This is a genomic window from Ruegeria sp. BC8 (genome assembly GCF_056535705.1).
Genome location: NZ_JBQFIV010000001.1, coordinates 1,643,843 through 1,665,954 on the forward strand (window position 1 = coordinate 1,643,843; position 22,112 = coordinate 1,665,954).

At 62.4% G+C, this 22,112-nt stretch carries 18 protein-coding genes and 2 tRNA genes; 9 read left to right on the forward strand and 11 right to left on the reverse strand.

The window, feature by feature from the left end:
* Positions 1–8 precede the first annotated feature (8 nt).
* On the reverse strand, positions 9–1,328 hold the full coding sequence (locus tag ACR3EK_RS08350) for an ATP-binding protein (RefSeq protein ID WP_480633131.1): 1,320 nt from the start codon (positions 1,326–1,328) through the stop codon (positions 9–11).
* Positions 1,329–1,372: 44 nt separating this feature from the next.
* On the opposite strand from ACR3EK_RS08350, the gene ACR3EK_RS08355 reads away from it, so the two are divergent.
* Both ACR3EK_RS08355 and ACR3EK_RS08360 read left to right on the forward strand, forming a co-directional pair.
* A complete protein-coding gene (locus ACR3EK_RS08355; RefSeq protein WP_480633132.1) occupies positions 1,373–2,287 on the forward strand; it encodes an MBL fold metallo-hydrolase in 915 nt (304 codons plus the stop codon).
* Between the two features lie 74 nt (positions 2,288–2,361).
* Positions 2,362–2,436, forward strand: a tRNA-Asn gene (locus ACR3EK_RS08360).
* 258 nt (positions 2,437–2,694) lie between these two features.
* Here the strand turns inward: ACR3EK_RS08360 and ACR3EK_RS08365 are convergent.
* Entirely contained in the window at positions 2,695–4,017 is a 1,323-nt protein-coding gene (locus tag ACR3EK_RS08365) for a metal-dependent hydrolase family protein (RefSeq protein WP_480633133.1), read from the reverse strand.
* 256 nt (positions 4,018–4,273) lie between these two features.
* On the opposite strand from ACR3EK_RS08365, the gene ACR3EK_RS08370 reads away from it, so the two are divergent.
* A tRNA-Asn gene (locus tag ACR3EK_RS08370) sits at positions 4,274–4,348 on the forward strand.
* 21 nt (positions 4,349–4,369) lie between these two features.
* Here the strand turns inward: ACR3EK_RS08370 and ACR3EK_RS08375 are convergent.
* The 5 genes from ACR3EK_RS08375 to ACR3EK_RS08395 all read right to left on the reverse strand — a co-directional run bounded on the left by ACR3EK_RS08375 (position 4,370) and on the right by ACR3EK_RS08395 (position 10,465).
* Positions 4,370–5,989, reverse strand: a complete 1,620-nt coding sequence (locus ACR3EK_RS08375) for a long-chain-fatty-acid--CoA ligase (RefSeq protein ID WP_170523565.1) — start codon at positions 5,987–5,989, stop codon at positions 4,370–4,372.
* A gap of 175 nt (positions 5,990–6,164) precedes the next feature.
* Positions 6,165–7,775, reverse strand: coding sequence for a glucose-6-phosphate isomerase (gene pgi / locus ACR3EK_RS08380; protein WP_480633134.1), 1,611 nt, complete (start codon positions 7,773–7,775; stop codon positions 6,165–6,167).
* 4 nt (positions 7,776–7,779) lie between these two features.
* The gene (pgl, locus tag ACR3EK_RS08385) at positions 7,780–8,451 is read right to left on the reverse strand and encodes a 6-phosphogluconolactonase (protein WP_093962204.1); all 672 of its coding nucleotides are present in this window, start codon (positions 8,449–8,451) and stop codon (positions 7,780–7,782) included.
* Positions 8,448–9,902: a glucose-6-phosphate dehydrogenase gene (gene zwf, locus ACR3EK_RS08390; protein ID WP_480633135.1), complete on the reverse strand. Its 1,455-nt coding sequence runs from the start codon at positions 9,900–9,902 to the stop codon at positions 8,448–8,450. The genes pgl and zwf overlap by 4 nt, the downstream gene beginning before the upstream one ends.
* A gap of 293 nt (positions 9,903–10,195) precedes the next feature.
* Positions 10,196–10,465: an usg protein gene (locus ACR3EK_RS08395; RefSeq protein WP_480633136.1), complete on the reverse strand. Its 270-nt coding sequence runs from the start codon at positions 10,463–10,465 to the stop codon at positions 10,196–10,198.
* 224 nt (positions 10,466–10,689) lie between these two features.
* Between ACR3EK_RS08395 and gyrA the strand changes: the two genes are divergently transcribed.
* The 3 genes from gyrA to ACR3EK_RS08410 all read left to right on the forward strand — a co-directional run bounded on the left by gyrA (position 10,690) and on the right by ACR3EK_RS08410 (position 14,759).
* On the forward strand, positions 10,690–13,392 hold the full coding sequence (gyrA, locus tag ACR3EK_RS08400) for a DNA gyrase subunit A (RefSeq protein WP_170370970.1): 2,703 nt from the start codon (positions 10,690–10,692) through the stop codon (positions 13,390–13,392).
* 138 nt (positions 13,393–13,530) lie between these two features.
* Positions 13,531–14,256 carry an ArsR/SmtB family transcription factor gene (locus tag ACR3EK_RS08405; protein WP_480633137.1) on the forward strand — a complete coding sequence of 242 codons (726 nt, stop codon included), beginning with the start codon at positions 13,531–13,533 and terminating at the stop codon, positions 14,254–14,256.
* Positions 14,257–14,312: 56 nt separating this feature from the next.
* Positions 14,313–14,759: a YqfO family protein gene (locus ACR3EK_RS08410; protein ID WP_480633138.1), complete on the forward strand. Its 447-nt coding sequence runs from the start codon at positions 14,313–14,315 to the stop codon at positions 14,757–14,759.
* Positions 14,760–14,797: 38 nt separating this feature from the next.
* Here ACR3EK_RS08410 and ACR3EK_RS08415 read toward each other — a convergent pair whose 3' ends face one another.
* From ACR3EK_RS08415 to ACR3EK_RS08425, 3 genes are read right to left on the reverse strand one after another with little or no spacing between them, the layout of a single operon-like run.
* A complete protein-coding gene (locus tag ACR3EK_RS08415) occupies positions 14,798–16,267 on the reverse strand; it encodes a carboxypeptidase M32 (protein ID WP_480633139.1) in 1,470 nt (489 codons plus the stop codon).
* Between the two features lie 4 nt (positions 16,268–16,271).
* Positions 16,272–17,417: a heme A synthase gene (gene ctaA, locus ACR3EK_RS08420; protein ID WP_480633140.1), complete on the reverse strand. Its 1,146-nt coding sequence runs from the start codon at positions 17,415–17,417 to the stop codon at positions 16,272–16,274.
* A 60-nt stretch (positions 17,418–17,477) separates the two neighbouring features.
* Positions 17,478–18,221 carry an RNA methyltransferase gene (locus ACR3EK_RS08425; RefSeq protein ID WP_005982870.1) on the reverse strand — a complete coding sequence of 248 codons (744 nt, stop codon included), beginning with the start codon at positions 18,219–18,221 and terminating at the stop codon, positions 17,478–17,480.
* Positions 18,222–18,383: 162 nt separating this feature from the next.
* On the opposite strand from ACR3EK_RS08425, the gene ACR3EK_RS08430 reads away from it, so the two are divergent.
* A complete protein-coding gene (locus ACR3EK_RS08430) occupies positions 18,384–19,013 on the forward strand; it encodes a thiamine phosphate synthase (protein ID WP_480633141.1) in 630 nt (209 codons plus the stop codon).
* On the opposite strand, the gene ACR3EK_RS08435 is transcribed toward ACR3EK_RS08430, so the two are convergent.
* Positions 19,010–20,062: a HupE/UreJ family protein gene (locus tag ACR3EK_RS08435; protein ID WP_170580596.1), complete on the reverse strand. Its 1,053-nt coding sequence runs from the start codon at positions 20,060–20,062 to the stop codon at positions 19,010–19,012. The two genes, ACR3EK_RS08430 and ACR3EK_RS08435, sit on opposite strands and share 4 nt — an antisense overlap.
* A gap of 227 nt (positions 20,063–20,289) precedes the next feature.
* Here ACR3EK_RS08435 and ACR3EK_RS08440 point away from each other — a divergent pair, with 227 nt between their 5' ends.
* Positions 20,290–21,183, forward strand: a complete 894-nt coding sequence (locus ACR3EK_RS08440; RefSeq protein ID WP_170366069.1) for a PfkB family carbohydrate kinase — start codon at positions 20,290–20,292, stop codon at positions 21,181–21,183.
* Positions 21,180–22,094, forward strand: a complete 915-nt coding sequence (locus ACR3EK_RS08445) for a pseudouridine-5'-phosphate glycosidase (RefSeq protein WP_480633142.1) — start codon at positions 21,180–21,182, stop codon at positions 22,092–22,094. Before ACR3EK_RS08440 ends, ACR3EK_RS08445 begins: the two co-directional genes overlap by 4 nt.
* Positions 22,095–22,112: the final 18 nt, after the last annotated feature.

The following is a 22,112-nucleotide window of genomic DNA, read 5'->3' on the forward strand; positions in this document are numbered from 1 at the left end:
GGCCGAAATTACCGCCCGATGATGATGTCTGCGCACAAACCGCCCAAGCGTTCGCTTTGGCCGAGGCGTAAAACACCGCCGTGGACACGGGCGATATCTGCAACGATCGCCAGCCCGAGGCCCACCCCGCTGCCCTGATTCTGGTTCCGCGACGGGTCCAACCGGCTGAATGGCTTCACCGCCTCGGTCCGCTGCTCGGGCGGGATGCCGGGGCCATCATCCTCAACCCGAATGCGCAGCGATTTGTCAGTCAGGGTCATGCTGACCATCGCGTGCGACCCGTAGCGCACCGCATTGCCGATCAGGTTTTCCACGGCGCGGCGGATCGCAGTTGGACGCAGCATCACTGCACCCTGCCCTTCGGGCGGCAGCAACTCGACACTTTGTCCGGCCCGTTGCGCATCATCCACGATCGAGCGCAAAAGCTCATCCGGACGAACCTCGACCTGCTCGCCCTCGGACGCGCCACGCGAGAAATCAAGGAAGGCATCCAGGAGTGACTGCATTTCGTTCACGTCCTGAAGCAGCGGCTTGGCATCTTCCTCGGGCAACATCGACAGGCCAAGCTTGAGCCGGGTCAGAGGCGTTCGCAGGTCATGGCTGACACCCGACAGCATCAATGTCCGCTGCTCGATCTGCCGCTCGATCCGGGCACGCATGTCAAGAAACGCGCTGCCAGCGGCCCGCACCTCGACGGCCCCTCCGGGGGTGAACGGCACGACCCGACCGCGACCAAAAGCCTGCGCCGCGTCGGCCAGCCGAGTGATCGGCCGCAACTGATTGCGCATGTACAAGAACGAAATCGAGGTCATGATCACCGCAAAGAACAGCATCGTGACGATCAACTGGTGCGGAGCGACCGTCGACAGACGCCGGCGATCAAAGCCAAGCTCCAAAACACCCAGATGGGTGTTCAAGAACAAAGTCGCGACCTGACTGTCCGGCAACGATACCGCTACGAGGTTCGGCAGCAGCTCTCGAAGATCAGCGTCGATCTGCGGCGCGATGAAATCATACCAGCGTCGCGGTTCAATCGTCGGCGTTTCGTTGATCCCCAGAAAGCGGGCCTGCATGTCCAGCACCCTTAGATCCGGGCGCACCGCGGCCAGCGCCTGCTGTTGGGTTTCGGCACCCTGAATATCTTCCAGAACCAGCCGCACTTCGCGCGACGCCGCGCGGGTCATCTGACCGGTCACATCCTCGAGGTGTTCACGCACGAATGCCACCGACACCACCAACAGAACCACGATCACCGGCAGCACCAGAATCAGGGCCGCCCGGGCATACAAGCTGCGGGGCAAATAGGATTTGAGCCAGCGCGAGGACATGCGCTAAACCTAGCGGGCTGCCCCGCCAAGAGAAAGAGGCCAAGATGCTGCAAGCAGACGATTTCAACCCGAAACCGGGGATCCCTGTCGCCCTGCAGCCGGGCCTCAGGCTCTTGCTGGCCCCAAACCCGTCGCCGATGACCTATCTGGGGACAAATACATACCTCCTGGGCACCAGCGACCTTGCCGTAATCGACCCCGGACCGTTGAGCGACAGTCACATGCAAGCCATTCTGGATGCGCTGCAGCCCGGGCAAAAGATCAGCCATATCGTGGTCACCCACAGCCACCTGGACCATTCGCCGCTGGCTGCTCCGCTGTCAGAGCGGACAGGTGCCCCGATCTACGCCTTTGGCGGGCCACAGGCAGGGCGCAGCGCGATCATGTCCCAACTGGCCGAGCAAGGCCTCGCCGGCGGCGGCGAGGGAATCGACTCGGAATTCCGCCTGGACATCGAGTTGGCGGACGGCGACAGGATCGAGGGGGACGGATGGGGCCTTGAGGTCATTCACACGCCGGGTCATCTGGGCAATCACATCGCGCTGGCCTGGGGAGACGTGTGTTTCACCGCCGATCACGTGATGGGCTGGGCCAGTTCGCTGGTTTCGCCTCCGGATGGTGATCTGACAGACTTCATGAAGGCCTGCCACCGGCTACGCGCCCGCGACTGGTCCATCTTCCATGCCGGACACGGCGCGCCGATCACAGACCCCTCGGGAAGGCTTGACTGGTTGATCCGCCATCGGCTGGAACGCGAGGCACAAATCCTCGACGCGCTGGCCGAGCGCCCGGGCACAGCCCGGGATCTGGCCCAGCGGATCTATGTCGAAACCCCGCCTGCCCTGCTTCCAGCGGCCGAGCGCAACGTGTTTGCCCATCTGGTGGACCTGACCGGAAAAGACCGCGTCGCCCCCCGGGGCGCGCTGTCGGTGCAGACCAGTTTTCATCGCATCTCCTGAACGCACAAAAAATTCGCCCTCGGTGCTTTTCCCCTCTGGACGCCGAAAAACCGGATTGCTATATGCGCCTCAGTTCCGGCGTAGCTCAGCGGTAGAGCAGTTGACTGTTAATCAATTGGTCGTAGGTTCGATCCCTACCGCCGGAGCCAAAATCCTCTGATTTCAGAAGTTTGTGGCGCACCCAACCGCTCGCGTCCCGTGTATGGTCGGTTGCCGATCCGACAGGCCGGGTTTTCAGCTGGTTCCAGGCATACAATCAGCCTGCTCCCAAGGACCTGCGCCGTTAGTTTGGAGTTGGTCTTTCGATCAGCCCAATCCTGTCAATCACACCCGCGAAACATCAGAGAATTTTTCAGCGCCTGTGACGCAAGTTTGGTCCGCCATGCATTTGCACAGCAGATCGTCCGCTACAGTTCGTTTTTGTAGATCACCCCGCCCTTCATGATCAGATCGAAGCGCTCTTCGTATTCGGTCATGACAGACATGTCCTCAAGGGGGTTGCCGTCGATCAAAAGGATATCCGCATGAGCACCTTCCGCAATGACACCCAGCGCCCCGGGATAAGGATTGCGCGGCCCCGACAAGGCAAGCAACTCGGCTGATTTCGAGGTTGCCTGACGGAGTATTTCGGCTTTGTCGAACCATTCCGTTCTCAGAACGAACTCCTCGTTTGCGCGCTTGATCATCTCAGGAGAAGTGATCACGTCCGTGCCGAAGACGATATTCTCGAATCCAAGCTCCTTGGCCATGGTGAACATCTGGTTGATGCCGTCATAGGCTTCGTCATGCTTGGCTTTTTGTTCGTCGTTGTAGCCTGCCGGATGGAATGTGTAGACGATGACCTGCGGCGACAGCCAGGCATCATGCTCCATCATCACGCGCATAGCCTCTTCGCTCATCAGATTGCCATGCTCGATGGACTTCACCCCATTCTCGACGGCGCGGATGATGCCATCCGAGTTGTAGACATGGGCGGTAACGTAGGTGTTCCAGTCTTCGGCCGCCTCGACGGCTGCACGGATTTCGTCTTCCGTGTACTGCGTGGTGTCCAATGGATCAGCAAATGACCCGGTACCGCCACCGACCGAAATCTTGATCTGCGAGGCCCTGCGGCGCAACACCTCGCGTACGGTCTTCAGAACCTCGTCACGCCCATCGGCAACTGCGACATGGAAGTATTTCATCGGAATGCTGGGCTCGAACACCAATGAACCGGGCTCGTTTGCGTCCGACCGATGATCCGAGTGGCCCGAGCTCTGCGAGATCATGGGACCCGAAGGATAGACCCGAGGCCCCCTCAGGATGCCCTCGTCTATGGCGCGTTTCAGTGAAAACGAGTTCCCGCCGACATCGCGGACCGTCGTGAACCCCTGCATCAGGTATTGTTCGGCGACGGTTGCGGCAACATAGGCCCAGTATTCGCGATCGGCATTGAATGCGATACCGAACGGCATCTGAAACATCAGATGCGCATGCATGTCGGCAAATCCGGGCATCAGGAACCGACCCTGCGCATCGATCACCGTCGCCCCCTCCGGCGCATCCAGATCAGGACCAAGGGCCGTGATCATGCCGTCTTGGATCAAAACGTCCTGACCCTCGATCAGGTCGGAACTGACCCCGTCGAAAATCCGAGCGCCGGTGATCAGGGTTCCGGCCTCTTGGGCGATCCCCGGCGCGGCAAGAACAAAGAAGAAAAGCTTCGCTACAATCCTGCAAGCTGTCCGCATCTTGGGTTCCTTTCCGGTTTCAACAGGTTCACCGAAGCATGGTGCATTATCGAGAGGCTAGTCTCTTTCTGATCCGGATGAAACGATCACGTCGCGGCCGGCGCGTAGATCAACGCAACGATTCACTGCCGCAGGAAACAACAAACCTGTGCAGCCCGATTGAAATCCGAAACGGAAACCTGGAGCGCGCAATTCGTCCGGAGAAAGCAATTTTCGTCTGGACCTCGTCTTTGCAGATTGGTACACGCCCCTCAGTTCCGGCGTAGCTCAGCGGTAGAGCAGTTGACTGTTAATCAATTGGTCGTAGGTTCGATCCCTACCGCCGGAGCCAAAAATCCTTAGAAATCAAGCGTTAACCTGCCAAGGCGTCCTTGAATTCATCCCGCAGTTTGCGTTTCAGGACCTTGCCCGTCGCATTGAGTGGCAGCGCGTCGACGAAGACCACTTTGTCCGGCACCTGCCACTTGGCAATCTTGCCGTCGAAAAACTCCAGCAGCTCGGCCTCGGACGGATCTTCGCCCTCGGCCTTGACCGCCACCAGCAGCGGGCGTTCGTCCCATTTGGGATGCGGCACGCCGATCACCGCCGCGGTGGCCAGTTTCGGGTGCGCTACGGCGATGTTTTCCAGCTCGACCGAGCTGATCCACTCACCGCCCGACTTGATGATGTCCTTGGAGCGGTCGCGGATGGTCATGTAGCCATCGGGGTCCAACGTCGCCACATCGCCGGTGGCGAACCAGCCATCCTGCAGAAGATCTTGATCCTGCAGCTGAAAATAGCTGTCCAACACCCAATGGCCGCGCACCATCAGGTCGCCCTGCGTGACCCCGTCATGCGGCAGGTCGTTGCCGTCGTCATCGACGATCTTCAGCTCGACCCCAAAGGGCGGACGACCCTGATTCTCGCGCAGTTTGTGCTGTTCCTCGATCGGCAGCTTGCGATGCTTGGCCAGCGGAATGTTGGCAGTGCCCAGCGGGCTCATCTCGCTCATCCCCCAGGCATGCACGGTGTCGACGCCGTATTTTTCCCGGAAGGTCGCGATCATCGAGGGCGGGCACGCCGCGCCGCCGATCACCGTACGTTCGAGGCTTTCCAGCTTGGTGCCGCATTTGGCGGCATGGGCCAGCAAACCCTGCCAGATCGTGGGAACCCCCATCGCCAGAGTCACGCCATAGGTGTCGATCAGGTTCACCAGCGCCTCGCCATGCAGGTCCGGCCCGGGCAACACCATCTGCGAACCGGACATGGCGCAGCCATAGGGCGACCCCCAGGCATTGACGTGGAACATGGGCACCACCGGCATCACCACATCCATCGCCGAATACCCGATCACGTCGCGGGTGTTCGAGGCAAAGCTGTGCAGAACGGTCGAACGGTGCGAATACAGCACGCCTTTGGGGTGGCCGGTCGTGCCCGAGGTGTAGCACAGGCTCGAGGCGGTGTTTTCATCGAAGACCGGCCATTCGAAATCGGCGTCGCCGGTCTCGATCAAGTCGTCATAGAATTCCAGTCCAGGGATCTGCTGCAGTGCGTCCTCGCTGCGCGGTCCCATCAGGACGAAATGCTTCACTTCGGTCAATTGATCGCGGATCGCGGCAACCAGCGGGATGAAGGTGGCGTCGAAGAACAGCACCCGGTCCTGCGCATGGTTGATGATGTAAACCAGCTGTTCGGGGAACAGGCGCGGATTGATCGTGTGGCAGACGAACCCGGCACCCGAGGCGGCATAGTAGATTTCCAGATGCCGGCGGTTGTTCCAGGCCAGAGTGCCGATCCGATCCTGCGGCTGCAGGCCCAGTTTGGTCAGCGCTGACCCCATGCGCCCGGCATTGGCGGCGATCTCGCCCCAGTTCGTCCGGGTGACGGTTCCGTCGGTTTCGACCGACACGATCTCGGTCTGACCATGATAGCGCGCAGCATGATCGATCAGTGACGAAATCAACAGCGGCTGCGTCATCATCTGTCCCAGCATGGACATCCTCCCATTCATCGCGCCGGCCTGATGCGGCGTCTGTTGCGGCCAGGCGACACGGCGGCATGGCCGGCCCCAGGGCTTCTCCTCGGGGCCGATCCTGCCAATCATTTAATTGTCTGACAATAAAAGAATGCGGCCTGCCGTGGCGGCAGGCCGTCAGATTTGCAGGGCTTCAGCCCCGGTGCCGCAGCGCATAGGCCACAAGTGCGGCGGTCGAGCCGTCCTTGCCCTCGGTGCCCGCATCGCCATCGACGATTGGCCCCAGCGAGGTGGCCAACTCCTTGCCCAGCTCCACCCCCCACTGGTCGAACGAGTTGATGCCCAACAGCACGCCTTCGACGAACACCCGGTGTTCATACAGCGCAATGATCTGGCCCAGAACGAAGGGCGTCAGCTGCGGATAGATCAGCGTGGTCGAGGGCCGGTTGCCCGGGAACACGCGATGCCGGGCCTGACGCTCCAACTCGTCGCCATGCAGGCCCATCTCGGCCATGCGCGCTCGCGCTTCCTCAAGCGACCGGCCACGCATCAACGCCTCGGACTGAGCCAGGCAGTTGGCCAGCAGCAGACGGTGATGATGGGCCAGTTCGGGCTCGTGGCCTTCGGCGGCCACCATGAATTCGCAGGGGATCACGTCGGTGCCCTGATGGATCAGTTGGTAAAACGCGTGCTGCCCGTTGGTGCCGGGCTCACCCCAGACCACCGGCCCCGAAGGCACGCTCAACGCCGAGCCGTCCATGGCCACCGATTTGCCGTTCGATTCCATCTCGAGCTGCTGGAAGTAGGCCGGCAGCCGCAGCAGCCGTTGGTCATAGGGCAGAACCGCGCGGCTGGCATGACCCAGCACCTGACGGTGCCAGAAGCCCACCAGCGCCAGCATCACCGGCATGTTCTCGGCCCAGCCCGCGGCGCGGAAATGCACGTCCATCGCCTGCCCGCCGCGCAGGAACGCGTCGAAGGCGTTCGAGCCCACCGCGATCATCACCGGCAGTCCCACCGGCCCCCAGACCGAATAGCGCCCGCCAACCCAATCGGCAAAGCCGAACACGCGGTCAAACGGGATGCCGAAGTCCGCCGTCTTGTCCACGGCGCTGGACACGGCCGCGAACTGCCGCCCCGGGTCACCGCCGCCGTCCAGCATCCAGGCCCGCGCGGTCCGCGCGTTGGTCATGGTTTCGATGGTGGTAAAGGTCTTGGACGCCACGATCACCAGCGTCCGCGTCGGGTCCAGTTCGCGCAGCGTGTCGGCGATGTGCGCGCCATCCACGTTCGAGACATAGTGCAGGCGCGGCCCATCGTGATAGGGCGCCAGCGCCAGCGTCGCCATCACCGGCCCAAGGTCCGAACCGCCGATGCCGATATTCACGACGTCGGAAAAGCTGCCCCCGGCCCCCTGGGCCGTTCCACCCCGGACCTCTTCGGCGAACACGCGCATGCGCTGCAGGGTGTCCAACACTTCGGGCATGACGTCCTGGCCATCAACCTCGATTGGGCCGCCATCCAGATTGCGTAGCGCCGTATGCAGTACAGCGCGGCCCTCGGTCTCGTTGATCTTGTCGCCCCGGAACATCGCGTCGCGCCGCTCGGCCAGACCGGCCTGATCGCACAGGTCGATCAGCGCCGCACGGATATCCGCGTCGATCAGGGTTTTAGAATAGTCGAACAGCAAATCGCCGGTCGAGGCCGAGAAGCTCTGCGCCCGGCCGGGATCTTGCGCGAACAAATCGACGATTCGGGTGTCCGCGCCTTTGGCCGCTAGAGTTCTTAGAGTGTCCAGTTGCATGAGATCAATCCGCCCAGTGTACCGTCATTCCATCCAAGACTGCCGCAATTGGCGCCTCCTCGGGCGGCAGGCTCATGGCACGCTCAAGCGCTGCGCGCTTTTTTTCACCATAGATGACCAGGTGTTTGGAAAGGGCGCCATCCAGAACCGGACCCGTCAGGGTGATCCGCGTCTCGGGCTGCGTCTGGGGCCGAGCAACGGCCAACGCCGGTGCGTTGCTGGCCAATGCCTGCGCCAGCCCCTCCATCCCCGGAAACAACGAGGCCGTATGCATGTCGTCGCCCATTCCAAGAACCAGCACCGCCAACGGGCGCAGCGGCTCGATCAGAGCTTCGATTTGGGGCAGAACCTCTTCGGGCGTCTTGCCGGGAATATAGAGCGGGACATAGTCCGCCGCCGCCGCCCGGTTGGTCAGAAGTCGGTCGCGGATCAGGCGTTCGTTCGACCGGTCACTGTCTGCAGGGACGCAGCGCTCGTCGGTGGGCAGCACACGGACACGCTCCCATTCAAGGTCCGCGGCGCACAGGCTGTCGAAGATCGGTCCGGGCGTGGTGCCGCCGGGAACCGCAAAAGCCACGACATCGTTGTGCAGCAGCGCGGCCTCCAACTCTCCGGCCAGAACGTTGGCAACATCAATGGCCAGCATGTCCCTGTCAGCGTATTCCTGAATCTTCATGGCTTGATCCCTTGCCAATGGCGACCGTCGCGTTTCATCAGCAGTTCGGCGTCGCCGGGACCGGTACTGCCGCTGTCATAGGGTTTTGGCACGTCGCCGCGCGCCTTCCACCCCGCAATGATCGGGTCGGTCCAGGCCCAGGCGGCCTCGACCTCGTCTCCACGCATGAACAGGGTTTGATTGCCCCGGATCACGTCCATCACCAAACGCTCATAAGCATCCGGCGCTTCCTGGTTTTCGGGCCCGAGCGCTTCGGCAAAGCTCATATCCAACGGGACGTCGATCAAACGCATTCCGCCCTGCCCCGGCTCTTTGATCGTAACTTTCAGCGTTATGCCTTCGTTCGGCTGCAGCCGGATCGAAAGCGTGTTGGCATGCCGACCGGCCTCGGCCCCAAATATGGAATGCGGGGCGTCCTTGAAAATCACGTTGATGACCGAGGACCTTGCCACCAGCCGCTTGCCGGTGCGCAGATAAAACGGAGTCCCCGCCCACCGCCAATTGCTGACATGCGCTCGCAGCGCCACATAGCTTTCGGTGGTCGAGCGTGGATTGCCCACCGCTTCGCGGTAGCCCGGCCCGTCGGGACCACCCGAATACTGCCCACGCACGATGTGGTGCGGCTGCACCGGGTCCAGCGCGCGGATTACCTTGAGCTTTTCATCGCGCACGGCGTCCGAATCGAACTTGGCAGGCGGCTCCATCGCGATCAGGCACAGAAGCTGCATCAGGTGGTTTTGCACCATGTCGCGCATTGCCCCAGCGCGCTCGTAATACTCTTCGCGACCATCCACGCCGACGGTCTCGGCGACGGTGATCTGGATATGGTCGACATACTGACTGTTCCACAGCGGCTCGAACAGCATGTTGCCGAACCGGACTGCCATCAGGTTCTGGACGGTTTCCTTGCCCAGATAATGATCGATCCGGTAGATTTGGTTTTCGCTGAAATATGAGGCCAGCGTGGCATTCAACGCCCGCGCGCTGTCCAGGTCGTGACCGAACGGCTTTTCGACGACGATCCTCGTCTGCTCGTTTGCCAGACCGTGCTGGCGGATTTTTTCCGCCAACGGTGCGAACAATCCGGGTCCAACCGAGAAATAGAAGGCGCGGATCCGCGAATCCGTCAACAGACCTGAAAGGTTTTCCCACCCATCATCAGAGCTGGCATCCAACCGCAGATACTGCAGCCGGTTCAGGAACCCATCAAGGTTGCCGGGATCTGCCGCATGACGAGGTGCGTGCTGGGCCAGCGACTCGGTGACGATCGCACGATAGCCCGCCTGATCATGTGCGGACCTTGCTGCGGCGATTATCCGAACATCGTCATTCCACTGTCCCGCGCAATAACGACGAAACAAGGCAGGCAAAATCTTGCGCTGCGCCAGATCCCCGGTGCCACCAAAAATGACCAGATCAAATGGGTCGACGGGTATAACGCGAGAAACCATGAGCCGTCCTTAACGCGCCATCGCCGGCATGTCCAATGTTAGCGCAATCATATCCTGGACTTTCTCTGGTTTTCCAATCTGTACCAATCGTGTGCGCCGCACCGGACCGCCACCGAAACGCATAAGAATATTCAACCGCTCAGCGCGTCCACCGTCAACGGATTGCCAAGATCTGGTTGTGTTGTGAAATTATGAGAGTGAGTAACCTGCGCCGAAACGCAGGTCGGCATTCATTCGATGATCCATCGGCCGGGTCAAGGCGCATTGGCCTTGAGCGCAACCTGGCCGAAACACTAGTTCAGCCGGTATTCTCCGACGACGTTCTGCCATTCTCCAGGCGCGATCATCTTGCGGTGGGTAAAGCGCACCGAATGCAGCGGACCCTCGATTTCGCGCTGCCAGAACTCGATGAAATTGAACAACTTGGGATGATCCGGCGCCAAGTCGTAATCCTGCCAGATGAACGTGTTCAGAACATGGATGTAATCCGGCATGCGATAGAAGATTTCAGCCGTTGTCAGGCCATACCCCTTCAGCATCAATTCGGTTTCGTTTTTCTCCATTCAGACCTCCAGATTTCCTCAAAGGTCCCTTCAGGGTACCATGATTCCTTTTCAATCCGTATTAAAACAATGTGTTACCCGAATAACACCGCGGTTTCTGGCCACTTCCGGGTTGCTTGCTTGCACCCTATGTGCCGGGTCTGATAAGATGCATCCACAAGATATAGACCCAGCACAATAAACGGGCAGTTTACGTGAGCGATACGCCAGAAATCCCCGAAAACATGGATGAAACCCCGCCCGAGCGCCCGGTTTACGACGGCCCGACGGTATCCATCGAATCCGAGATGCGGACGTCCTATCTGGACTATGCCATGTCGGTCATCGTGTCCCGTGCGATCCCCGATCTGCGCGACGGCTTGAAACCGGTGCATCGGCGCATCCTCTATGCGATGCACGAGACCGGGAACACCCACGACAAAGCTTACCGCAAATCGGCCCGTCCCGTAGGCGATGTGATGGGTAAATACCACCCGCACGGTGACAGCGCGATCTATGACGCGCTGGTGCGGATGGCGCAGGATTTCTCGATGTCGCTGCCGCTGCTGGATGGTCAGGGCAACTTCGGCTCGATGGACGGCGACAACCCGGCGGCCATGCGCTACACCGAGGTCCGCATGGACAAGCCTGCCGCCGCGCTGCTGGCGGATATTGAGAAAGAGACGGTAGATTTCCAGGACAACTACGACGGCAAGGACAAGGAACCCACCGTCCTGCCCGCGCGGTTCCCGAACATGCTGGTCAACGGAGCCGGCGGCATCGCGGTGGGTATGGCCACCAACATCCCGCCGCACAACCTGGGCGAAGTGGTCGACGCGACGCTGGCACTGATCGAAGACCCGGACCTGACCAGCGAACAGCTGATCGAATACATCCCCGGCCCCGATTTCCCGACCGGCGGCGTGATGCTGGGCCGTTCCGGCGCGCGGAAGGCCTATCTGGAAGGCCGTGGCAGCGTCATTATCCGCGCCAAAACCCGCGTCGAGGAGTTGCGCAAAGACCGCTATGCCATCATCGTGGACGAGATCCCCTATCAGGTGAACAAGGCCTCGATGATCGAGAAGATCGCCGAAGCCGTGCGTGAAAAGCGCATCGAAGGCGTCAGCCACGTTCAGGACGAATCTGACCGCAACGGCGTGCGGGTGGTGGTCGAGCTGAAGCGCGACGCAACGCCCGAGGTGGTGCTGAACCAACTTTACCGGTTCACGCCGATGCAGACCTCATTCGGCTGCAACATGCTGGCGCTGAATGGCGGTCGCCCTGAGCAGCTGACCCTGCGCCGGTTCCTGACCAGCTTCATCGACTTCCGCGAAGATGTCGTTGCCCGCCGCACTGCATACGACCTGCGCAAGGCACGGGAACGCAGCCATATCCTGTGCGGTCTGGCCGTAGCGGTCTCGAACGTGGACGAGGTCGTTGCCACGATCCGGTCCTCGGCCGACGCGGCAGAGGCGCGCGAAAAGCTGATGACCCGCCGCTGGCCCGCAGCCGAGATCGAGAGCTATCTGCGGCTGATCGACGATCCGCTGTCAAAGATGAACGACGACGGCACCTACAACCTGACCGAGGTTCAGGCCCGCGCGATCCTTGATCTGCGCCTGCAACGCCTGACCCAGATTGGTGTCAAAGAGGTCACGGACGAGCTGGAAGACCTGGCCGCCAAGATCAAGGAATACCTGGACATTCTGTCCTCGCGCGAGCGCATCATGAGCATCATCGCCGACGAGCTGCGGGAGGTTCGAGAGCAGTTCGCAGTGCCGCGCCGCACTGAAATCGTCGACTGGTCCGGCGATATGGAAGACGAGGACCTGATCGAACGCGAGGACATGGTCGTCACCGTGACCTCGGGCGGCTACATCAAGCGTACGCCGCTGGCCGACTTCCGCGCGCAGAAGCGCGGCGGCAAGGGTCTGTCGGGGATGCAGACCAAGGAAGAGGACGTCGTAACCAATCTGTTCGTGGCGAACACGCATACGCAACTGCTGTTCTTCACCACCGACGGGATGGTCTACAAGCTCAAGACCTGGCGCCTGCCCCAATCGGGGCGCACCGGCAAGGGCAAGGCCATCGTCAACATCCTGCCGATTCCCACCGGTGTTTCGATTGCGGCGATCATGCCGGTCGATGTGCCGGATGAAGAATGGGAAAACCTGCAGATCGTCTTCGCCACCAGTGCCGGTGACGTGCGCCGAAACGCGCTGAGCGATTTCACCAACGTCAAGCGCAACGGCAAGATCGCGATGGATCTGCCCGAGGGTGTGGAACTGGTCAACGCGCGCATCTGTTCCGAGGATGACGACGTGATGCTGGTCACCAACTCCGGCCGGGCAATCCGCTTCCCGACCACTGCCGTGCGCGTGTTCAAGGGCCGCAAATCGACCGGTGTGCGCGGCATCAAACTGACGAATGGCGATCGAGTCGTCTCGATGTCCGTCATTCGCCACTTCGAGGCCACGGCAGACGAGCGCGCCGCCTACCTGAAGATGCGCCGCCTGATGGCAGGCGTCACCGAAGAGACCGAAACCGACGAAGACGAAGGCAACGCAGACAGCATCCTGCCTCAGGAGCGCTATGCCGAGATGTCTGCGGCGGAAAACCTTATCCTGACTATCACGGCCGGCGGGTCGGGCAAGCTCAGCTCGTCGCATGACTACCCGGTGCGCGGCCGCGGTGGAATGGGCGTGATGGCGATGGACAAGGCGATGCGGGGCGGCCCGCTGGTGGCCTCGTTCCCCGTCGAAATCGACGACCAGATCATGCTGGCCACGTCCAAGGGGCAGTCGATCCGGGTTCCGGTCGACGGTATATCGTTCCGGTCCCGCAGTGCGGGCGGGGTCAAGGTGTTCAACACCGGCAAAGGCGAGGAAGTCGTCAGCGTCGCTTGGATCGCAGACCAAGGTGACGAGGAAGACGATAGCGAAACGTAAGGATGGCCGCCTCTGATCGGCGGCCCTTATTTCAACGACGACGGAGCGGCTCTGCAACAGCAGCCGCTCCTTTTCGTTTCGGCGAATGTCGAAGCGTTCTTTCTGGGGTCAAGCCGGGTTTTGCGGTAGGCTCATCCAATGAGACCCGAACCCAGACTGGACATCATCGGCGCCGCCCTCGCCGACCCAACCCGCGCACGCATCCTGTGCAAACTGATGGACGGGCGGGCGTTCACCAACAAAGAGTTGTCCTGCGCTGCCAACATAACGCCGCCAACTGCGACCTCCCATCTCAAGCAGTTGGAGCGGACCGGCCTGACCACTTCGATACGCAGCGGCAGGCATGTCTATCACCGGATCGCAAGCGCACAGGTCGCATCGGCTTTGGAAAAGCTGTCCACGCTAACCCCCAGCGATCATGTCCGGCGGGCCGCGAAACCGGACTTGGGCGTTCTGTTGGCCCGTTGCTGCTATAACCATCTTGCCGGGCGTCTCGGTGTGTGGATCACGGACAACCTGCTGGATACGGGCGTTCTGCAACTGGCACATGGGGCACTGGCGCCGGGTCCGCGATATCACGCGTTTCTGACCGATCTCGACCTGGACCCACCGCGGGTCAGCGCCCACCGGCCGGTCGCCAAATTCTGTCTGGATTGGACGGAGCGCCGAAATCACATCTCGGGTCCCTTGGGAATCTCGATTCTGGAAAAAGCTCTGAAAGACAAATGGTTGGCGCGCCAGAGGTCCAGCCGCGCCCTGACCGTAACACCGGAAGGCAAGATCGCTCTGGCTCGCCATTTCGGCCTGTCGGACTCCGCGTTTGATTGCCTCGGGCCGTCGGTTCGGTCGATGGCGAAGCGATAAGTCACACTTGAGGTGCAAACCCGGTCATTCTGACGTTGCTTGTTTAGGAGACTGGAATGACCCAAAAACCACAGGACACCGAACGATATCTGACAGACGAAGGTTGGCGCGTGATCGTCCAGGTTCCCGAGGACCGCGCGCAGGCGGTGATTGATGCCGTTCTGGCGGAAGCCAACCTTGTTTATGGCGATTATGATCGCGTCACCTCCCGGTCGACGCCAGGAACTCAGAGCTTTCGGTCACTCGGGACCGGACGCAATGCCGTCACCTGCGACACGGTGGATGTTCCCTGCGTCGAAGTCTCGTTCTTTCTGGATGTGTCGGACGGCGTGCGTTCGAAGGTGCTGCGCGCAATCTACGCGGCCCATCCCTATGAAGAACCGGTGATCTTTCTGCACCCGTGTTTTCGAACGCTGCACATCCGCGGGCAGGACGAAGACAACCCGAACCGGTTCTGGAACCGGCCTCTGGAAGACTGGGTGCCTGATGCACACCGCAGCTAGATGACCCCTATCATACCCATAGCGGTCATCTTTCCAGGTCATAGACCGTAGAGCGTGCCGAATTTGTCTTCGAGATAAGCCAACAACGGCTCGGGTCCGGGCTCCATGCCGCTGGCGCGGCGGATGACGTCGCGTGGGGCATACAGACCGCCATGCTGCTGAACATGCTCGCGCAGCCAGCCGGTTGCAGTGGCGGTATCGCCCTGCGCCAGTTGATCGTCCAAGCTTGGAACTGCCGCTCGGAGAGCCTGATACAGACAGCCTGCGTACACATTGCCCAGCGAATAGGTCGGGAAGTAGCCAAACAGACCGACCGACCAATGCACGTCCTGCAGACACCCGTTCGAAGGCTTGTCGACCGCATAGCCGAAATCGGCATGGAAGCGGTCGTTCCACGCGGCCTCGAGGTCCTTCACCTGCAGTTCGCCCGACATCAGCGCGCGTTCCAGATCGAACCGCAGCATGACGTGCAGATTGTACTGAACTTCGTCCGCCTCGGTGCGGATGTATCCGTTGTGCACCCGGTTGACGGCGGCATAGAAGGCATCTTCATCCGCTATGCCGAAATCACCGAAGGTGTCCGTCATCTGCCGGAACAGCCAGCCCGTGAAGGCACGCGAGCGGCCCAGTTGATTCTCATAGATACGGCTCTGGCTTTCATGAACGCCCATCGAAACGCCCTCACCCAGCGGTGTCAGCGCGTAGGCCGGATCGATGCCCTGCTCATAGCAGGCGTGCCCGACCTCATGGATGGTCGAATAGAAACAGTTGAACGGGTCGGTTTCGCTGGTCCGGGTGGTGACGCGCACGTCGTCGCCGCTGCCCGAACAGAACGGGTGTACGGCCTTGTCCACCCGCCCCCGGTTCAAGTCGTACCCGAAAGTCTCCGCCAGCTTTTGCGCCAGCTTCATCTGGGCCGCTTCGTCGAACGTTCCGGTCACGCCCGCGGGGGACGGCCGGTCAAGAACCGCGGAGCGCAGCGCAACCAGACGCGGGCGCAGGGCGTCGAAGATGTCGGCGATCTGGGCAGCGGTCGTGTAGGGCTCGTAATCCTCGACCAGCGCGTCATAGACATCGCCGCCCTGCGCCAGAGCCGCCCCTTCCTCGCGCCGCAGCGCCACGACTTCCTCCAGAACCGGAAGAAACGCGGCAACATCCTCGTCGGCGCGGGCCTGTGCCCACTTGCCCTGCGCGGCCGATGTCACGCGGGCGATGGCCGTGGCCAGATCAGCGGGCACCTTGACCGTGCGCTCGTATGTGCGGCGGATTTCGCGCAGTTGCGCCTGACCGACCTCGGTGTCGGCATGGGCGTTTTCCAGCCACTCGGCCACGCGCGGATCCGAACGGCGCGCATGCAACACGGCTTCGATTGCGGCCATCTCCTCGGCGCGCTGGTTGGCGGCCCCGCGCGGCATGACGGTCTCTTGGTCCCAGCCCAGGCGCCCGGCGATCTGTGCCACGGCCGAGGTTTCGCGCTGAAAGGCCATCAGGTCATTGAATGCAGTCATTGGGTCAAGCTCCGCGCAGCGAGGTTGCGATGGGATAAGCGGTCAGGAACCGGGCGCGCAGGATCAGGGTCCAGACGACCACGGCCATAAACTGGTGAAAGATGGCGATCTTCCAGGGCGCGCCATAGACCACGGTGAGGATGCCCACGACCACCTGCAGCGACAGCGCCGCGAACATGGCGTTGAAGGCGAACCGGGTCTGCGGGTGGGCGCTGCTGCTGCCGCGCCGCCAGACGAAGATGCCAAAGGCGAACAGCACATAGCCCACACAGCGGTGGATGAACTGCACCAGCCCCGGGCTTTCAAAGAAATTGCGCCACATCGGGTCTAGTGCGGTAGCGTCCGGCGGCAGCAGTTGCCCGCCGATCAACGGCCAGTCGGTAAAGGACCGCCCCGCATCGATGCCCGCTACCAATGCGCCGATCAGGATCTGCAGAAAGGCAAAGTGCAGCAGCCCGGTCGACAGGGAGAACAGCCGCGCCTCTTTCGCGCGGCGGGCCTGCATCAGGTCGCGTTCCTCGCGCCCCAGCATGAAGATGTACCAGGCCAAAAAGCCCAGGATCACGAACGCGAGGCCAAGATGGGTGGCCAGGCGATAACTGGCAACCGCGGTCATCCCCTCGCCCTGCGTCACGCCCGAGGCCACCATCCACCAACCGACGGCGCCCTGAACGCCGCCCAGCAGTCCGGGGATCGCAAGGCGCCCGGTCCAGCCTGCGGGGATCTTGCGCAGCACCAGAAAGCCAAAGAACCCAAGCGCCCAGACCAGGCCGATCACACGGCCCAGCTGCCGGTGACCCCATTCCCACCAGTAGATGGTTTTGAAGTCCTCCAACTCCATCCACTGGTTCATGATCCGCCACTGGTCGATCTGTTTGTACTTGTCGAACTCGGCCTGCCAGTCGGCCTCGGACATCGGCGGGATCGCCCCGGTGACCGGGCGCCATTCGGTGATCGACAGGCCGCTGTCGGTCAGGCGGGTCAGCCCGCCCACCGCGATCATCACGACGACAAGCGCGAACAGGATCATCAGCCAGACACGGATGGCCTTGCGCGCGCCACCCCGGCCGCGGTCGATCATGCCGGGCTGGACCGTTTCCTGCCTTTGTTCACCCGAGACTTCTTCGAAGATGCTGCGCTTGCCGCTCATGCCGTCCTCATGTCCTTGATTTTCCCGCAAGCTAGGGCCAGTGCCCGGGAAGGTCCAGCCTCAGCCCTTGTCCTTCCAGCGGACCATCTGACGCATGATCCCGTGCAGCATCTGCACATCGGCCCGCGTCATGCGCATGCGCGACCATAGGTTGCGCAGATTCACCTTCATCCCTTCGGCCTTTTCCGGCGGGTAGAAGAACCCGGCCTCCTCCAGCCGCTGTTCGTAGTGTTCGACCAGTTTCTCGACCTCGATGCCGGTGGCCCAGTCGCCTTTGCCCAGATCGGTGGCCTCGTGCACCACGTCGCCGGTCTGGCGCATCCACTCATAGGCGGTCAGCAACACGCACTGCCCTAGGTTCAGCGAGGCATATTCGGGGTTCACCGGCACCGAGATGATCGCATTGGCCTTGGCGATGTCTTCATTCTCCAACCCGGCCCGCTCCGGCCCGAACAGCACGGCCACCTTTTCGCCCGCCGCCACCTTTTGGGCTGCGATCTGCATGGCGCGCTCGGGGCTGTAGACGGGTTTGGTCAGGCCGCGCTGACGGGCGGTGGTGGCAAAGACGTATGTGCGGTCGCCCAACGCGCCGGCCAGATCGTCGAACAGCTGAGCCTCGTCCAGCAGCCGCCCGGCACCGCTCGACATGGCCACGGCCTTGGGGTTGGGCCAGCCGTCGCGCGGGGCGACGATGCGCATCCGGTCCAGACCGAAATTCCACATCGCCCGCGCCGCGGCGCCGATGTTTTCGCCCATCTGCGGGCGGACAAGCACGAATGAGGGCTGGGGTCTGTCGCTAGGCATCCTGATCTCCGAAAGTTGCGCCTGCCATACTGCCGCCTTTGCCACAGGGCAAGCCCGGCCGCCCTGCCCGATTGCAAATCACGCGCTCTGCGGGCAATAAAGTTTGCTTCCCCGCCGCAATCGGCTAAACCGCGCCAAAGACCAACCGCGAAGGATCCGCCAATGGACACCCCCGAGCAGCCTCAGATCTATCTGATCACCCCGCCGACCATCGACCCGGCCACCTTCCCTGACCGGCTGGCCCGCGTTCTGGACGGGACCGAGATCGCCTGCATCCGGCTGGCGCTGGCCGGCAGCGACGAGGACGCCATCGCCCGCGCCGCCGACACCTGCCGCGAGGTGGCCCATGCGCGCGACGTGGCCCTGGTGATCTCGAACCATGTCCTGCTGGCGCAACGGCTGGGGCTGGACGGGGTGCATCTGGACGATGCGGCCCGCTCGGTCCGGGCCGCGCGCAAAGAGCTGGGGGCGGATGCCATCGTGGGCAGTTTCTGCGGAACCTCGCGCCATGACGGGATGACCGCGGGCGAAGCTGGCGCCGACTATGTGGCTTTCGGACCCGTGGGGGATGTGTCGTTGGGCAAAGGGACCCGCGCCGAGCGTGATCTGTTCCAATGGTGGTCCGAGATGATCGAGGTTCCGGTTGTCGCCGAAGGCGGCCTGACACCCGAACTGGTTGCCGAACTGGCTGAATGTACCGACTTCTTCGGTATCGGAGACGAGATCTGGACCGCAGAGGACCCGCTAAGCGCGCTGAACACGCTGATCGCGCCGATGAAAACCGGCGGTTAGGACATAACCGCCCAGTATAGCCCCAAGCCCGCCAACAACAGCGAGGCGACTGTGGAAATACGGCCACGCAGCCTGGGCGAATCCGGCAAGAGCACGGTCAGGGTGGCCAGGATCAGGATCGCGACTCCGCTCAGCGCCAACAGGATGCCAGCGGCAAAACCCAGCACCGCCGGCGCGACATGGTGCGGCGGAACACCCAGGCGCGACGATGTTTCTGACAGGGTCAGGCCAAGGACCGCACCGGTCGCCAAAAGGAACAGCACGCGCCAGAGCCCCAACCGGTCGGTGACGAGGTTCCCAAGCGCCAACAAGGCGATGGCTGCCGGCACGACCGGCCACGGCAGGAACGGCCTCGCATTCAACACGTCGAACATCCCAAGCGGCAGCGTCACCAGAATGCCCAGCCCCAGCGCGGCAAGCTGAAAAAGGACTGGGCGCAACTTCAGTGACAAGAAAACCAGCACCGAAGCCAGCGCCAGAAGCTGTGCCCCCGCGCCCGCGACATGCAGCAGCCCGGCACGGAAAAAAGCCTCGGCCGCTTGCTGGGCACCCAGCCCGGCTCCGCCCGCCAAAGGAATGCGAGGACTGACCTCGCCGCCGCTCAGAAACCCGGTATAAGGCGCCTCGACCCCTTGCTGGCGCAGAACCACGGGGCCGATCCCTTCGGGCCAGGTCAGGCGCAGGCTGCTTGCATCAGGCGGCAGAGGACCGGCCAACAGCACTCGGGAAATCCGCGGCACGTCAGGGTTACCGACCACCGGAATACTTGCGCCTTCATAGGACAACGCAACCGGCCCGTTCACGTCGATCTGCAGGGATTTCTTCCAATCCGTCACAAAATCGTGGACGTGTTCCTCAAGCTCGGACGAGACAAGCCGGCGCAACTGCGCGTATCGCGCGCTCCCGCCGTCGCCGCCCTGCGCGACGTCTTGCGGATCGACCCCGGCCAGAACGGCCTCGGCGTTCATGGCGATTTCGACCAGAAGCCGACCGTCCCGGACCTGAAAGTCAACGATTGTCCGTCCGCTCTGTTGCGCCCATGCTGGCATTGCCAAAAAAATACATGCCAGCAATGGCGCAATGATCCAGGCGCGAAACCGCAGGAAGGTCAGCAAACGGATATTGAGACCCATCCGAAAATATCCAAAAGAACCAAAAAACACTGGGTCCGAGTGTTTCGTCCTTCCAAACAATTGGCAAGCCAAATCGCCGACGTGGACCCAGCCTGCGCAGCTTCCGGCTTGCGCGCGCCCTGCGCCTGCGGCATGACGAGGAAATGACTCAGAACAGCGACATCCTGTGTATCGGATCCGTCCTGTGGGACGTGATCGGACGATCCGCCAGCCACATGCGGCAAGGGTCGGACGTGCCCGGCCGCATCACGCGCCTGCCCGGTGGCGTGGCGATGAACATCGCCATGACGCTTGTGCGCTTTGGCATGACCCCGACTCTGCTGACCGCCATCGGCAGCGACCCCGAGGGCGACGAGCTGGTTCACGCCTGCAAGCGGCTGGGCATGGACACGACCCATATCTATCGCTCGCAGGACCTGCCCACCGACCGGTACATGGCGGTCGAAGGCGCAAACGGACTGATCGCCGCCATCGCCGACGCCCATTCGCTGGAGGCCGCCGGTGCCAAGATCCTGCGCCCGTTGATCCATGGCCCGCTGGGCTATGAAAACACCCCGTTCGAAGGGCAGATCGCGCTGGACGGCAACCTGACGCTGGACCTTCTGGAAGAAATCGCCGTCAGCCCGGCCTTCGCCCGTGCCGACCTGCGCGTGGCCCCAGCCTCGCCCGGCAAGGCCGAGCGGCTGCTGCCTTTCCTCAAGCACGGCCGGGCCACGCTGTATGTGAACCTCGAAGAAGCCGGGCTGCTGTGCCAGCGCGAGTTCGCCGATTCCGAAACCGCCGCCCGCGCTCTGCTGGACCGGGGCGCGCTGCGTGCGCTGGTGACCGACGGGGGCAACTCGGCCACCGTGGCCAGTGCCCAGGCGGTGATCACCCAGAAACCCCCGTCGGTTCTGGTCACGCGCGTGACCGGTGCGGGCGACACGTTCATGGCGGCCCATATCGCCGCCGAAGCCAATGGCGCCAGCATTGACGAGGCGCTGACCCGCGCCTTGCATGCCGCCGCAACCTATGTATCCGGAGAGACCCCCCTGTGATCGACATCCAGTATTCCGCCGAAGTCCGCGCGGCCAAGGACGACGGATCCCCCATCGTTGCCCTGGAAAGCACCATCATCACCCACGGCATGCCCCACCCTCAGAACATCGAGGTGGCGGCCCAGGTCGAGCAGGACATCCGCGACGCGGGCGCCGTTCCGGCCACGATCGCGGTGATCGACGGCCGGCTGCATGTGGGGCTGGAACCCGATCAGTTGAAGGATCTGGGACAGGCGCAGGGCGTGGCCAAGATTTCGCGCGCGGATATGGCAGCCTGCATCGCTTCGGGCGGAACCGGGGCCACCACCGTTGCCGCCACGATGATCGCCGCCCATTTCGCGGGGATCCAGGTCTTTGCCACCGGCGGCATCGGCGGGGTGCATCGCGGCGCGGAAACCAGCTTTGACATCTCGGCCGACCTGCACGAACTGGCGCAGACGCCGGTCACGGTCGTGGCTGCCGGGGCCAAGGCCATCCTCGATCTGGCCAAAACGCTCGAAGTGCTTGAGACACTGGGCGTGCCGGTCATCGCCCATGGGCAGGATGAATTCCCAGCCTTCTGGTCGGCCAAGTCGCCCTTTGCCGCGCCCCTGCGGATGGACACAGCCGAGCAGATCGCCAAGGCCCATGCCACGCGCCGCGCGCTGGGTCTGCCCGGCGGGCAACTGGTGGCCAATCCGATCCCGCTGGCCGATCAGATCCCGTCCGAGGAACTGGACCCGATCATCGCCTCGGCCCAACAGGACGCCGAAGCGCATCGCATCACCGGCAAGGCCGTCACGCCCTATCTACTGCAGCGCATCTACGAGCGGACCGAGGGCCGATCCCTGATCGCCAACATCGCCCTGGTGCGCAACAATGCCCGCCTTGCGGCTGGTATCGCCAAGGCATTGAAGGCTCAGGCTGGCTGAACGTCAAACGGACCTATT